Raw genomic sequence first — 12,885 nt, 5'->3', positions numbered from 1 at the left:
CGTTCTGCGCCCTGGCTGTGCTGCGGAGCCGAAGTGGGACGGCTTCCGGTCCCTGGTTCTCCGTCGACGTGGGCCGACTGGTGCTGCACTTCAAGGCGCGGCACCGAGATGGCGGCCTTTCTTTGTCGAGTCTGTTCTGTTGTACCCCGACGGGCAGATCCAAGGGGAGGTGCTGGTCACCCGCGGATTGACCTTGGCAGAGCCAGTAACAGGACGAAGGGCTGTGTTTCCGGTCTTAAGCCTCATCGAGACTGGCTCCGTAAGCGAGTGTCCTCACACGCTGACCTGCGTTGTACTGGCCGTGGTGACGACTCATCTGTGTGCGTGTGGTGATCCCTGTCCGCCGAGATCGTGGCGGTTGGCGTTGGCGGTCTTGATCTCCACTCCCCCCCCACTCGTGGTGGCTTGCCGGCGCAGGCCGCCGTATGACCAGTCGCCACGATCCGGACCTGCCCTGGGAGACGTCACAGCGCCGGGACGATGCCCGCCACGGGGATGTCGAGTGGTGGCGCGACGCAGTCTGCTACCAGGTGTACCTGCGTAGTTTCGCTGATGGAAACGGCGATGGTGTCGGGGATCTGGCCGGGCTGCGCCGACGCCTGCCCTATCTGTCCGAGCTGGGTGTGGACGCGGTGTGGGTCAATCCCTGGTACCCCTCTCCGATGGCCGACGGCGGTTACGACGTCACCGACTACCGGGCCATCGATCCCACGTTCGGGAGCCTGCCCGAGGCTCGCTCGACCTGGTGCCCAATCACGCCTCCTCGCAGCACCCCTGGTTCAGCGAGGCGCTGGCCGGCGGTCCCAGCTGCGTGGGGCGGGACCGTTTCATCTTCAGGCCGGGCCTCGGGCCAGATGGTGACCTGCCGCCCAACAACTGGCGGAGTGTTTTCGGCGGTTCGGCGTGGACCCGGGTCGTCGAACCCGACGGCATGCCCGGGCAGTGGTACCTGCATCTGTTCGCGCCTGAGCAGCCCGATCTCAACTGGGACAATGCCGAGGTTCGAGTCGGCCCTCAGGTTCTGGTTCGATCATGGCGTCGACGGGATCCGCATCGGCGTCGCGCACGCCGTGATCAAGGCCCCAGGTCTGCCGGACCTGGGGCCGGCAGACATCGAACTCATCGGCTCGGCCGCCCATCCAGGCCCCCCTCACTGGGACCGCGAGGGAATCCACGACATCTTCCGTGACTGGCGCGCGCTGGCCGACTCCTATGCCGAGCCCCGCGTCTTCGTCGCCGAGGCGTGCGCGCGCAACCCAGAACGCCTCTCCCGCTATGCCCGGCCTGGGGAACTGCACACCGCCTTCAACTTCGATTACCTGACAACCCCGTGGCGCGCGGCGCACATGCGCACCGCCATCGACAAATCCCTGACGACGACGGGCGCCGTCGGCGCACCGGCGACCTGGGTGCTCTCCAACCATGACGTCGTGCGACACCTCACCCGCTACGGGCGGCCGCAGTCCGACGGCCCGGTTCACGAGCTCGCCGATCATCTTCTCGCCGGTCCGTTCGACGTGGATCTGGGCACGCGTCGGGCACGGGCGGCCGCTCTGCTCACGCTGGCCCTTCCGGGTTGCGCCTACCTCTACCAGGGCGAGGAACTGGGTTTGTGGGAGGTGGAGGACCTGCCTGATGAGGCGTTGCAGGACCCCCATCTGGCGGCGCTCGGGGCATACCAACCGCGGTCGCGACGGCTGCCGTGTGCCGATGCCCTGGTCCGGCAACACCCCACCCTTCGGCTTCAGTCCCGACCACGCCGGGTCAGCCCCGTGGCTGCCTCAGCCGCAGGAATGGAAGCGTCTCACCGTGCAAGTGCAGCAAGGTGATGAGCAGTCGATGCTGGAGCTGTACCGGCGGGCGCTGCACATCCGCAGGACTCACCCGGCCCTGGGCTCCACATCGTGGAAACCACCCCAGCTGTTCCAGTCGCCTTGCCAGTGCTCGCAGGTCAGTTCAGCGACCCGCTCCATCTGCGTCAGCACGGGCCGTTTGCCGATCTGACTGCAATACCCAAAACGGAAGTGTCGGGAATAAGAGGTTTAACGAGACTCATGCTAGTTTCTGCGATGAGTCGGACACGGTCCGTAAGGAAGGTCGTGTGCGTTGAGGAAATCGGAGACGTTGATGCACAAGTTCAAGAAGGCTGCGGCCGTAGCGGCCATGGTCGGCGGCCTCGGCCTCGTCAGTAGCGGTGTTGCCAGCGCCAACGACGGCCCGTTCGACATCAACAACCTGCAGGTTGTTGACTGCGAGCAGAACTTCGACGCGGGCACTGCGTTCGTCCCCATCGGTTCGCTGCTCCTTGGCGACGCGAACCAGAACATCGGCAACTTCTGCACGGTGATCGGGTCGGCCGACTAAGTCCGGCACGCCATAGGATCCCGGGCCCACGAGCACGGGACCAACTCCCACGCACAAACGCCGGCCCCGACCGGCGGCTGGAGCCAACGCCTCGAGCCTCCACCGATTCCGGAGCGCTTCACACGCCCGACACCGGCATTCCAGCAACACTGCCGGCCACTCCTGCGGCCGAATACGACGTCGGCCTTCATGACCCATCGTGGTCGTGAAGGCCGACGTCGCGTTTGGGCAGGGTCTGTGTCGCGGCGCCAGGAAGATCGACGAGGTTCCCAAGAAGACGGCCCCGGTGGCACAAGCCGCGTTCCCCAAGAACAGCGTCGTCATGGATGCCGATCAGTGACGGCGCCCCGGGCTGGCCCCCGCCGCCGACCTGCCCGGATCAGGTCGGAACCGGGAAAGTCGGCCGCCGACCTTCGCGGCCTGCACCGCCTCCGCCTCCTGGCGCTCCAGCTCCTGGCGCCCGCGTTCGGCTTGTTCGGCCTTCCGCTCCGCTTCGAGCGCCCGGTGTGTAGTTGTCGCACAGGTGCACGTGGCTGTCCTCGCGGCACCAGTCGACCCTGGTGCTGGCGTTCCACCGGTCGTCGGTGAACTTGGTCCCGCAGTTGGCGCATACCGGGCGCTGGGCCTCGCATTCGGCTGCTTCCTGCGCTCGGCGGCGCCGTCCGTCTTCGGTGCGGTGGGCCAGGGCGGCATCCCGGCGCGGGGGTTGCCGATCGCGTCCCAGAGGTTCTGGTAGCGCTCGCGGCCGAAGCGCTGGAACGCGGGCCCGGCCGGGCCGTGCTCGCGCAGCAGCTCCAGCGTGGTCGCCACGATCGGCATCTTCCCGTCGAAGGAGTGGAAGCCACGCCAGCTGTTCCACACGCCCTGCCAGTTCTCGCGGGTCAGTTCAGTGACCCGCTCCATCTGCGTCAGCTCAGTCCGCTCGGGCGAATGCCGTGTCGTTTGCTGGGAAGCGCAGGTGGGCGGTGATCTGTTTTCCTGCGGCCTGGGGCCGGTACGGGCCACTTCGTAGGCGGGTTGGTGTCGCACACGGTGATCGTCAGTTCTTCCCTGGACAGGTTCAGAGTCATCTCGCAGGGACCGGGAGCGTGCCGGATGGCGTTGGTGACCAGCTCGCTGACAGTGAGTTCGGCGTCCAGTGCCAGGGTGGCTGGCACGAGGGTGCGGCCATTTTGCCGGGCGTGGACGAAGAAGGCGCGCAGGGCCTGGCGCGCGTCCGCGGGGCGGGCCGCGCCGTCGGTCCAGGCGGCGCTGTAGTGCAGCGCCGCATGCTCGTCCGTGCCCTGCTCAGCTGCCGCCTGATTCCCAAGCGGAGTGATCATGCGGGGCTCTTTCGTTGCGTTCGCCGCCCCGTTGGGGGGCATTTCCGTACTGCGTATGCCCAGGCGCCCACCGCACACACCGTGGGACGATCGGGCGCGCAGTCCCGGACAGATACTGCTCTCATGCTCCCGCCCTTTGACTTCCCGCCATGCGGCCGCACGCTGAAGGCGTGGACATCGACACTGGCCAGCGGTTGCGGCTGTGCTGCACCAGGCCGGGCCGGACGGTGGTGGCGGTGTCGGCGAGGTGAGCCCTTCTGACCGCAGCCTCGACTCGCACGTCCAGAGCCTTCGCGGCGCGGGCGTGGCAGGCACGCATCCGCTGCTCAGTGTCCGGATCAAGGGGAGGCGAGTACACCAGTGATCTCCCGCAACTGGCGACGGTCAACCGCCGACTGTGTGCCGTTTCTCATCGGGGGTAACGGACGTGCAACCGATCTGACTGGGGACCCGTGATGGCGCGCACAGCTCTGTACGACAAAGCCGCAAAGAAAGCGGGGAGACGGGCGGAGCCTGGCAAGCCCGTCCTGTCGTGGTGGGGCCGGGGGGCTGCCATGCTGTTGGCCTTCGCGGTAACCGTGGCCTTCGCCGTGGTGCTGGCCCGGCTGACTTTGGAACCGTCGGCTGCCTCCGTGTCCTTGACGCACAGTAACCTGCGCCCCGGGGACTCCATCCGCAACTATCTTGCGCAGCCCGCCTTCCGTGACACCGTCAAGCAGCTCGGCGGGAACATCGTGCTGGGCATCCCGTTCGGCGTGCTGCTGCCGGTGCTGGTGCCCAAAGTCCGTGGGCTGCTGCGCGTGGCATTGGTCACGGCGCTGGTGATGCTGCTGGTCGAACTTGTCCAAGGTGCCCTGGTCACCGGGCGAGCCTTCGACATCGATGATGTCCTGCTCAACACGTCGGGCGCCTTGCTGGGCTACCTGCTGATCGGCCGTCGGCTTGGTCGCGCCGTGCACCCCAGGCGCCGCCACTGGTGGCACCGCTTCACCCAACGGCGGGCCACTGCCGCAGACTGAGATCCTGCCGATCGGCGGAGTAAGGCAACTGCTGTCGCGGACGCATCCGGCCGGAGGTGCCTACCGAAGGGCAGGGCCACTCCGGCCGACCTCGCTGGTCTTCCGGAGATTGGGGCGGGTACCGCGCAGCTACTGGAGGCGCAGCTGTGCATTCGCCCACCGGGCGGATGTGCCCCCGCCCCGCCGGGACTTGGTCCACGGTGTGCGCGACCGGCGCCCGGGTATACGCACGCGGAAAGCCGCCTGGAGCGGCGACCGCAACGAAAGAACGCACATGGCATCCCGCTTACGAAGCAGGCGGCAGATGAGCAGGGCGCGGACAAGCAGGCCACCCTGCGCTGCGCCACGGTGTGGGACGAGGGCGCGGCTCGTGCCGTCGACGCGCGCCGGATCCTGCGCGCGTGTCTCGCTCACGCCCGACATACCGGCCGCATCTCCGTCCCGGCCCCTGTGGCGATGGACGCCGAACTCACCGTCAGTGAACTGGTCACCAACGCCATCCGGCACGCCCCCGGCCTCTGCGGGCTGATCGTCCAGCTGTCCAACGGCGAACTGACGATCACCGTGTGGGATACCTCCACCGAAGAACCCACGGTCAGGCACGGCGACCGGCACCGCATGGGCGGCCATGGACTCCACCTCGTGCACACGGTCAGCGCCAGCGTCGCACCCCACGCCCGAGGAAAACAGATCACCGCCGCCCTACGCCTGGCACCCGACGAGACCACCGCCAGGAACAGAAGCGTCCTGCCCACAACCCTCTCCGGCAGGCTGATCATCCCGCCTTCCTCCTCCTGTACGGAGTAGCGGCAGAGGGGCCGGGCGCGGCTGTTGTCCTGGTGACTGCAACACTGCTGACCCGAGGGCATACGACAGTGGCGACCGCGCAATCCGGTCGGGTGTGAGGAAGCGGTCATGGGGCACCCATCGATCGCGGGCCGCCGCCGCATCTGACGGCAGCGGCCCGACCAAACTCTGCGAGCAACGAGGGCGCCAGCCCCAGCGCAGCCCAGTCTGTGCCCGACGTGTGGACACGGCAGCCAAGAACTATGGGGACGGCTACTACGGACAAACCGTCCGCGCGTCCACGTTTTGGCCGACCTGGTCGGCGACTTCGCCGTTCAGGTCGTGCACTGCGCCGGTCCGCCCCACCGACAGCGACGACGACGTCGTCCTGTCCACCCTGCGCACCCCCACCCCGGTCTGCACCCCGCCCGGACAGTCCCCGTGGGCGGGGCGGTCAGAATTCTCGGTCGATCCCTGTGACCGCGGCCGGCCCCAGGGGTGCGTCATCCTCTGTGAAGCCGCTGTCCCGTAGTGCGCTGGAAACGATGCGTACCGCTTCGGCTTCGGCGCTGGTCTGGTTTGCTGCTTTGACTTCGAGGCGGACGGAGAACGTGTTGTTCTCTTCGACTGTCACGAGGCTCAACTCTTCGTTCTCGCCCAAGTCGGTGTTCTTGGGGTCCTGCGGGCGCAGTCTGCGTTCGACATCGGAACGTGAGGCATCGGTGACACCGTGGACGAAGGTGCCGGGGACGGTGATGACGTAGGTGGTCAAAGGGACTCCTTGCGTGGGTGTTTATCGCCTGACGCCCAGCTGGCCCATGGGTCCTCCCCGGTGCCAGGCACTGCGTTATCTGCGGTCAGTTGCAGTTGCGGACCGTCCGTATACCCCGTGTTTGCCGTGAGCATTACCCCCGCTGTGTCTCCTCGCCGGGAACCAGCAGGTTGACGAAGCTGCGCACCCTCGCGGTATCCGAGCCGAAGCCGGTACGCCGGCGCGGCGCCCAGGTGGCAGGCTTGGAGTCGAGTGGACGCTCTGTGGATCGAGAACACCGCCAATGCTGACCACGCCCGTGCCCGAGCCTTCTGGAGATCGACGCCGCCGGTAAGCGCGCCGAGGACTTCATCGTCCTGAACAAGGCAGTGCTGCTGGAGACTGCCCAGGCCCGCGAGCTTCACCTTGTTGCTGGCCAGACAAACTTCTCCGTGTGGGTGGTGGGCGTGCTCGGCGTCCAGCCGAAGTACGTGTTCGAGTTGCTGAACGACGCAGCACGCATCCGGGTGCTCGACGGGCTGGCGCAGCAGCTCGGCAAGGTCGGCGAGCCGGTCGTCCAGGCGGGTGTCGTCGTCGACGACCGCCACGAACTCTTCTCTGAACTACCGGCGGCAGCGCAGCAGCTGCCGGCAAATGAGTGGCGTCTCCGTGGATGGGCCTCATAGCTTGTGCGTTCGTGACTGATGATCCGAACGCGCACCCGAATCGACAGGGCCTCGGCCGGGTGTTCAACGAGGTGCCGAAGCTCTACGACCGGGTCCGGCCGGGATACCCCGACGAGTTGTTCTCGGACCTTTGCGCCATCACGGGCATGGACGAACGGTCGTCGGTGCTGGAGGTGGGCTGCGGCACCGGGCAGGCGACGCGCTCGCTTGCAGCGCTCGGATGCTCAGTGACCGCCGTCGAGCCGGGCGCAGATATGGCCGCACTCGCTCGCCAGCGGATGGCCTCTTTCCGGAACGTCGAAGTCGAGACGTCGAGGTTTGAGGAGTGGGACAACTGCGGTCGACGCTTCGATGTCCTCGTGGCTGCGTCGTCGTGGCACTGGGTTGACCCGTCGATTGGCTGGCAGCGAGCGCACGACATGCTCCCTCCCGGAGGCTGGATGGCGCTGCTCGGTCATGTCGTTGTCCGCCGGCCGGGAGAACCGGAGGTGTATGCCGAGACCGCCGATCTCCACGAGCGGTTCTGCCCGGGGAACCCCGATTGGGGTCATCCGCCACTCGAAGAAGACGTGCGCGGCACCGACGAGGGTTGGGGCCCGGTCGACGATCCCGGAGAATTGTTTGGCGCAACGATTGTGCGCTGGTATCCAACCGTTCAGTGGTTCACCGGGGACGGCTTTGCCGATCACCTTCGCTCGTTGTCGCTGTACCGGAGACTCGATCGCGAAGTCCGTGAGCCTTTGCTCGACGCCGTCGCCGAGCGGATCCGCACGCGGATGGGCGACCGGGCATCACGCCGTTACCTGAGCGTCCTCCGCGTTGGACGGCGTGCCCGGTGAGGCCAGGGACCTGCCCCTGAACTAGTGACCTGAGTCGGAGATTCCTCGTTGGTTTGGTATGAGTCGTCCGGGTCCGAAGATTCCGCCGTTGTCGGTGACCGATGCCCAGCGGGCTGTGCTGGAGGGTTGGGTGCGTCGCCGCTCGACGGCTCAGGCTCTGGCCCAGCGGTCGCGGATCGTGCTGGAGTGCGCCGAGGGGCACTCGATCATGGAGGTATCACGCCGGCTCGGGATCACTGCGGACACGGTTCGCACCTGGCGGCGGCGTTTCCTCGAACGCGGCTTGGACGGCCTGTCCGACAGGCGCGCAGGATCCGGCGCGCGTCGACGGCACGAGCCGCGCCCTCGTCCCACACCTTGGCGCAGCGCAGGGTGGCCTGCTTGTCCGCGCCCTGCTCATCTGCCGCCTGCTTCATACATGACCATGTGCGTTCTTTCGTTGCGGTCGCCGCTCCAGGCGGCTTTCCGCGTGCGTATACCGGGCGCCGGTCGCGCACACCGTGGACCAAGTCCCGGCGGGGCGGGGGCACATCCGGCCGGTGGGCGAATGCACAGCGGCGCCTCGGGCATGACGACGGTGAACAGAGGTACACGCTCATCGGCGTACACGGGAAGAAGTGCTGCAACCGCTGGCACCGGAAATCCGGGTGGCCAGCTCCGGGAACTCGTCCTCGTCGACCGTGGCGCTCTGCAGCCGACCATCCTCGTCCTGCCAGACGCATTCGATCAGGCCCTCGGTGGGGAGGGCACCGAGGACCGCGGCGATGTCGGAGGTCAGGTCCGGCCAGACGGCCAGCCGAGCGCGCGTCCCATCCCACGTGCACAGCGAAGGCATCCTCCGCCTCCAGCCGGCACCAGGCTCCGCCGTCACGGAGCATGATCCGAACCAGTGCCAGCGCGATGTCGAGGGGCACCTCTGTCGCGTCGTGGAAGCCAGATGCGCCGGTCGGGAAGAGTCCGTCGAGCCCGAAGCCCTCCAGCGGCTGCTCGACACCGAAGTGCATGGGGGACGAGAGCTTCGGCTCGCGACCGGCCAGGTGATCGATTCCGGTGCTCATTGCAAAGGCCTCGACCGCTTGAAGATGGGCCGCCTCGACCTGGCCATGATCGCTGACCGTGTCCTCGGGGCCAACGTAGTGACCGTGTTCATCACGGTCGGCGGGGTCGTACTCGGTGACGCGATAGACGTAGGGCGGCACTTCCCCATCTTCCAGCATGGGCCGGACTCGGCCCTGGGAAATACCATGGGAGTTGGGACTCGGGTGCAGGAACGTGTCCTGAGACGACGGGGGAATCGCTGGTCAGTCGTAGTGCGCCATGCCGTGAGCCACCGCATGCGCGGCCTCGCAGTTGGCCTCGCCCTCTGCTGGCGGGCACTCGATGTACAGGTCGAATCCCAGGCCCCTTCCTCCCTGGTATCGGGGATGTACGAGATGCCTTCCCTCGGCGTCCTGAACTCGCCCCGGTCAGACGGCCCCCACGGGTCCCGACGGCTCCCGTGAACCCGGCGAGCCGTTCCGTGAACGTACGGCGACTCGCACCACGCCAAGGATCCGTTCGAGGGGGAAATAGCCGAACGCCCGTGAGTCGAAGCTCGCCGACCGGTTGTCGCCCAGCAGTACGGCCATGCCGTTCGGTACCCGGTCCTCGGCCACGTCGGCGAGTGCCGGGACGTCCCGGCGCGGGACGGGGTCCCCGGGCAGGGCCACGACACGCTTGATCATCCACCGGCGCTGGGACACGAGGGACGGGGCTGCCTTCGCCGCGAGCGCCCGCTGTCTCCAGCCGCTGGTGCCGAACGGGGACTCGACGACCACCACCCTGCCGACCTTGAGCCGCGTGCCCCGGATGGCCAGCACCTGGTCACGGTCCCGGTAGGCCGGTTCCATGCTGACTCCGTCCACGGTGACGGCCACCAGACGGCGGGTGAGCGCGGCGGTGACGACCGCGGCGTGGTCCGCGATCATCGTCCGGCCGCCGCTTCCACCGGGTCGGCCGGGCCGACGGTGCCCGGGCCATGCCCGTCGTCCGTGTACCCGTCGGCCTGGAGGGCGAACAGGCGCGCGTACTCGCCCCCGGACCCCACCAGTTCGCGGTGGCTGCCTTCCTCCTTCACCTGGCCGTCGCCGAGTACGGCGATCCGGTGCGCGTCGCGCACGGCGCTGAGCCGGTGTGAGATCAACAAGCTGGTGCGGTCTGCCCGGTGGCGGCGGATCGAGAGGTGGATCTCGTGCTCCGCCTCGGCGTCCAGTCCCGCGGAGGGTTCGTCGAGGATCATCAGGTCGCGTCCTTCGCGGATGAAGGCCCGGGCCAGGGCCAGGCGTTGGTGCTGGCCGCCCGAGAGCAGCGTTCCTGGCCGGTGTTCCTCTGCGGGAGCGTCGTGGTGGAAGGTGCGCGAGAGCATCGTGTCGTATCCCTGGGGCAGTTGGGCGAGCTTCTCGTGCATGCCCGCCTTGGCCGCCGCGGCCTCGATCCGGTCGCGTTCCTCCAGCAGCCGCAGGTCACCGAGTCCGATGTTCTCGGCAGCGGTCATGTCGTAGTGCTGGAAGTCCTGGAAGAGCGTGCTCATCCGTGCGCGCAGCTCCACCGGATCGGCGTCGCGCAGGTCGACTCCGTCCCACAGCACGGCGCCGTGCGTGGGATCGTAGAAGCGGCACAGCAGCTTGACGAGCGTGGACTTGCCGACACCGTTCAGGCCGACCAGGGCCAGGGAACCGCCGTGCGGGATGAACAGGTTCAGGCCGCGCAGCACCCAGTCATGGTCCGGGGCGTAGCGGAACCAGACGTCGCGCAGTTCGATTCCGTGTCGCAGGGGTGTCAGCGGCACCGGCTCAGCGGCCACGGGAAGGTCGGGTTCGGCCTCGACGACCTCCAGGTAGTGGTCGAACATGAGCAGCGCGCGCTGGGACGCCGCGAGCTGGATCAACAGGCTGCCGAGCGAGCCCTGCACACCATCGACCGCCGCCACGAACATCGTGACCCCGCCGACCGTGAGGTCGCCGGTGTGGGCCGCGAACACCGCCCACACCAGACCGGCTCCGGAGACGAGGCAGGACAGCACTTCCAGGACGCTCTGCACTTTGGTCTGGCGTGCGTCCACGGACTGGGTGACGGCGTTGGCCGCCCGCCGCTCGGCCAGCACCCGCGACCGCAGGAAGTCACCGATCGCGAAGAGCCGGATCTCCTTCGCCGCGGTGGGTGCGGCGATCAACCGGGCGTAGAAGTCCTCCCTGCGCTCGATCCTGCCCACTTCGAGCACGGCACGGGCCTGGTGCCGGGACAGGGCGAGCTGGGCCACGAGCGACGGCACACCCGCCGCGAGAACGACGAGCGCCATCACCGGGTTGAGCGCCACCAGGGACACCATGAACCCCGTGACGGTCAGCAGGGAGCGGCCCGCGGACAGCGCCGCGTCCGCGAGCTGGCCCGCGACCGTCCTGCCCACGTCCTGGGCCACCCGCAGGCGGTCCAGGAAGGCCGGATCCTCCAGCCGTCCCAGGCCGGGGTGGCGGCCCACCGCGGTGAAGAGCCGGTCCTGGGCCAGCAGCCCCACCTCACGGTCCACCACACCCCGCAGATAGCGGGCGGCCAGCGGGCCGATGCCCACGATGATGGCCGCCAGCACGTAACCGAGTGCGGGAATGAGCAGCGTCCGCAGATCCGCGTCGTGCGTCAGTCCGTCGATCAGGAGCTTCGTCATCCACGCGATCAGCACCGGTACCAGGCCGGACGTGAGGGTGAGCGTCGCGTAACCGGCCGAGGCCCAGGGCGCCGCAGTGGCACACAGGACGACGGCGGCGGTGACGCGCCGGCGCGCGGAGCGTGTGTGCCCGGTCCCGGTCCCGATCTCCGAGGAAGCCGGTACGCGTCGGCGGAGCGATCTCACCGGGCCGGCACCGGTACGTCGAGGTCGATGTTGTCGGCGGTGACGATGGGGCGGCCGTGCTCGGGGCTGGGCGAGACGACCAGCACGGCAGGGAATCCCTGGAGGTCGAAGGCCTTGCTCATCTCCCCCTTCTCGGTGGTGGACTCGCGTACCACCCGGGCCACCGGACGCAGCCGCTCCAGCATGTCGGCGGCCTCCTCCGGCTCGCCCACGACGACGGCGAGCACCTTGTCCAGGCCGCCGGGGAACGAAGGGGCGAAGTCGACGAACTTCGGCAGCTTCTCCTGGCACGGGCGGCAGCTCGGCGAGAAGAAGGCGACGAGGGTGTCGCCGTGCCGCAGACTCGCGTCGTCCACCGGCTCGGCGTCCAGGGTGAGGGTGGTGAACTCGCCGATCTCGTCGCCCATGCCGACCGAGACGGGCGGGCTAGAGCTGCCGTCGCGGTTGAGGATCTCGGCCTGGTCCCGCAGACGCTTGATGATGCCGAGGCTCAGCACGAGGTTGAGGATGCACAACGCCCCGACGAAGACGAGGGCGGCGATCACGAGGGGCACGGTGTTTCTCCTGTCGGATGGCGGTGGGCATGGTGGCGGGCGACGCGGCGGTGCCCGTACCCGGCAAAAAGAGCTCCACGAGTTCGTCGAGCACGGTGACGAGTGCGCCGCACACGAGCCCGATCACGATCGTCAGGGCGACTGCGCCGGTGGTGCCGCCGGAGCCCGGACCGACCAGCGCCGCGACACCGGCCGGGACGGCCAGTGCCAGGTTGCGTACCGCCTGCCAGGCGCTTACGGGTGTCGCGGAAGCCCCGAAGCAGCGGCAGGCCGTGGCCTGACCCCGCCATACCGCGAACGCGATACCGACAGCGAAGGCGAGCAGCAGACCCGTCGCGAGCCAGGCGCCGTACCGGAACGCCCCGGGCAGTGGCGCGATCAGCAGCCCGCATACGGCGAACTCCAGGGCCACCACAGCGGGAGCCAGCAGCCTGCGCGCCCCGGGCACGGGGGCCAGTGCCTCGACCGCCGCGGCGAAGTCGGCGAAGGACTGGCGGCCACGGACCTTGCTCACCGCGGATACCAGGAAGACCAGACCGATCAGACACCTGATCCAGGTCGAGAGATAAGGCTCCACGATCCCCCAGAGTTGCTAGGTCGAGTGGGCTGGCGCATCCGTCCTGCGCAGGGGCCTTCGCCCCGCCCGGACGCTGTGAAGCGGGGCCCGGCGCCGACGCC

General features: G+C 68.3%; 14 protein-coding genes and 3 pseudogenes. 9 read left to right on the top strand and 8 right to left on the bottom strand.

Annotated elements, in window-relative coordinates; genetic code table 11:
- Window positions 1-425 precede the first annotated feature (425 nt).
- The 4 genes and pseudogenes from OHA64_RS47690 to OHA64_RS47675 all read left to right on the top strand — a co-directional run.
- Window positions 426-662, top strand: a pseudogene (locus OHA64_RS47690) (alpha-amylase family glycosyl hydrolase); the annotation flags it as partial.
- Window positions 635-1,829, top strand: a pseudogene (locus OHA64_RS47685) (alpha-amylase family glycosyl hydrolase). The pseudogenes OHA64_RS47690 and OHA64_RS47685, both read left to right, overlap by 28 nt.
- Window positions 1,830-2,127: 298 nt before the next feature.
- Complete coding sequence (locus tag OHA64_RS47680; protein ID WP_405623608.1) at window positions 2,128-2,364, top strand: hypothetical protein; 237 nt, start codon at window positions 2,128-2,130, stop codon at window positions 2,362-2,364.
- Between the two features lie 205 nt (window positions 2,365-2,569).
- On the top strand, window positions 2,570-2,704 hold the full coding sequence (locus OHA64_RS47675; RefSeq protein ID WP_405623606.1) for a hypothetical protein: 135 nt from the start codon (window positions 2,570-2,572) through the stop codon (window positions 2,702-2,704).
- Here the strand turns inward: OHA64_RS47675 and OHA64_RS47670 are convergent.
- Together OHA64_RS47670 and OHA64_RS47665 are read right to left on the bottom strand one after the other, a co-directional pair.
- The gene (locus OHA64_RS47670) at window positions 2,698-3,267 is read right to left on the bottom strand and encodes a hypothetical protein (protein ID WP_405623605.1); all 570 of its coding nucleotides are present in this window, start codon (window positions 3,265-3,267) and stop codon (window positions 2,698-2,700) included. The two genes, OHA64_RS47675 and OHA64_RS47670, sit on opposite strands and share 7 nt — an antisense overlap.
- Window positions 3,268-3,272: 5 nt before the next feature.
- A complete protein-coding gene (locus OHA64_RS47665) occupies window positions 3,273-3,686 on the bottom strand; it encodes an ATP-binding protein (protein WP_405623604.1) in 414 nt (137 codons plus the stop codon).
- A gap of 455 nt (window positions 3,687-4,141) precedes the next feature.
- Here OHA64_RS47665 and OHA64_RS47660 point away from each other — a divergent pair, with 455 nt between their 5' ends.
- Window positions 4,142-4,705, top strand: coding sequence for a VanZ family protein (locus tag OHA64_RS47660; RefSeq protein ID WP_405623603.1), 564 nt, complete (start codon window positions 4,142-4,144; stop codon window positions 4,703-4,705).
- Between the two features lie 348 nt (window positions 4,706-5,053).
- Window positions 5,054-5,512 carry an ATP-binding protein gene (locus OHA64_RS47655; RefSeq protein ID WP_405623602.1) on the top strand — a complete coding sequence of 153 codons (459 nt, stop codon included), beginning with the start codon at window positions 5,054-5,056 and terminating at the stop codon, window positions 5,510-5,512.
- A 433-nt stretch (window positions 5,513-5,945) separates the two neighbouring features.
- Here the strand turns inward: OHA64_RS47655 and OHA64_RS47650 are convergent, their stop codons facing one another.
- Window positions 5,946-6,263: a hypothetical protein gene (locus OHA64_RS47650; RefSeq protein ID WP_405623601.1), complete on the bottom strand. Its 318-nt coding sequence runs from the start codon at window positions 6,261-6,263 to the stop codon at window positions 5,946-5,948.
- Window positions 6,264-6,631: 368 nt separating this feature from the next.
- Between OHA64_RS47650 and OHA64_RS47645 the strand changes: the two genes are divergently transcribed.
- From OHA64_RS47645 to OHA64_RS47635, 3 genes and pseudogenes are all read left to right on the top strand, one after another.
- Window positions 6,632-6,928 (top strand): hypothetical protein, encoded by a 297-nt coding sequence (locus OHA64_RS47645; protein ID WP_405623600.1) that lies wholly within the window; start codon window positions 6,632-6,634, stop codon window positions 6,926-6,928.
- An 11-nt stretch (window positions 6,929-6,939) separates the two neighbouring features.
- Window positions 6,940-7,767 (top strand): class I SAM-dependent methyltransferase, encoded by an 828-nt coding sequence (locus OHA64_RS47640; RefSeq protein WP_405623599.1) that lies wholly within the window; start codon window positions 6,940-6,942, stop codon window positions 7,765-7,767.
- A 58-nt stretch (window positions 7,768-7,825) separates the two neighbouring features.
- Window positions 7,826-8,086, top strand: a pseudogene (locus OHA64_RS47635) (helix-turn-helix domain-containing protein); the annotation flags it as partial.
- A 276-nt stretch (window positions 8,087-8,362) separates the two neighbouring features.
- On the opposite strand, the gene OHA64_RS47630 reads toward OHA64_RS47635, so the two are convergent.
- The 5 genes from OHA64_RS47630 to OHA64_RS47610 form a co-directional block, all read right to left on the bottom strand.
- Window positions 8,363-8,602, bottom strand: coding sequence for a hypothetical protein (locus OHA64_RS47630; protein ID WP_405624458.1), 240 nt, complete (start codon window positions 8,600-8,602; stop codon window positions 8,363-8,365).
- A gap of 631 nt (window positions 8,603-9,233) precedes the next feature.
- Window positions 9,234-9,734, bottom strand: a complete 501-nt coding sequence (locus tag OHA64_RS47625; RefSeq protein ID WP_405623597.1) for a S26 family signal peptidase — start codon at window positions 9,732-9,734, stop codon at window positions 9,234-9,236.
- Complete coding sequence (locus tag OHA64_RS47620) at window positions 9,731-11,653, bottom strand: ABC transporter ATP-binding protein (RefSeq protein WP_405623596.1); 1,923 nt, start codon at window positions 11,651-11,653, stop codon at window positions 9,731-9,733. The genes OHA64_RS47625 and OHA64_RS47620 overlap by 4 nt, the downstream gene beginning before the upstream one ends.
- Window positions 11,650-12,150: a TlpA disulfide reductase family protein gene (locus OHA64_RS47615; RefSeq protein WP_405623595.1), complete on the bottom strand. Its 501-nt coding sequence runs from the start codon at window positions 12,148-12,150 to the stop codon at window positions 11,650-11,652. Before OHA64_RS47615 ends, OHA64_RS47620 begins: the two co-directional genes overlap by 4 nt.
- The gene (locus OHA64_RS47610; protein WP_405623594.1) at window positions 12,080-12,784 is read right to left on the bottom strand and encodes a MauE/DoxX family redox-associated membrane protein; all 705 of its coding nucleotides are present in this window, start codon (window positions 12,782-12,784) and stop codon (window positions 12,080-12,082) included. Before OHA64_RS47610 ends, OHA64_RS47615 begins: the two co-directional genes overlap by 71 nt.
- Window positions 12,785-12,885: the final 101 nt, after the last annotated feature.

The organism is Streptomyces sp. NBC_00076 (assembly GCF_045041235.1).
Taxonomy (GTDB): Bacteria; Actinomycetota; Actinomycetes; order Streptomycetales; family Streptomycetaceae; genus Streptomyces.
This window is presented reverse-complemented; position numbering and strand designations above follow the sequence as displayed.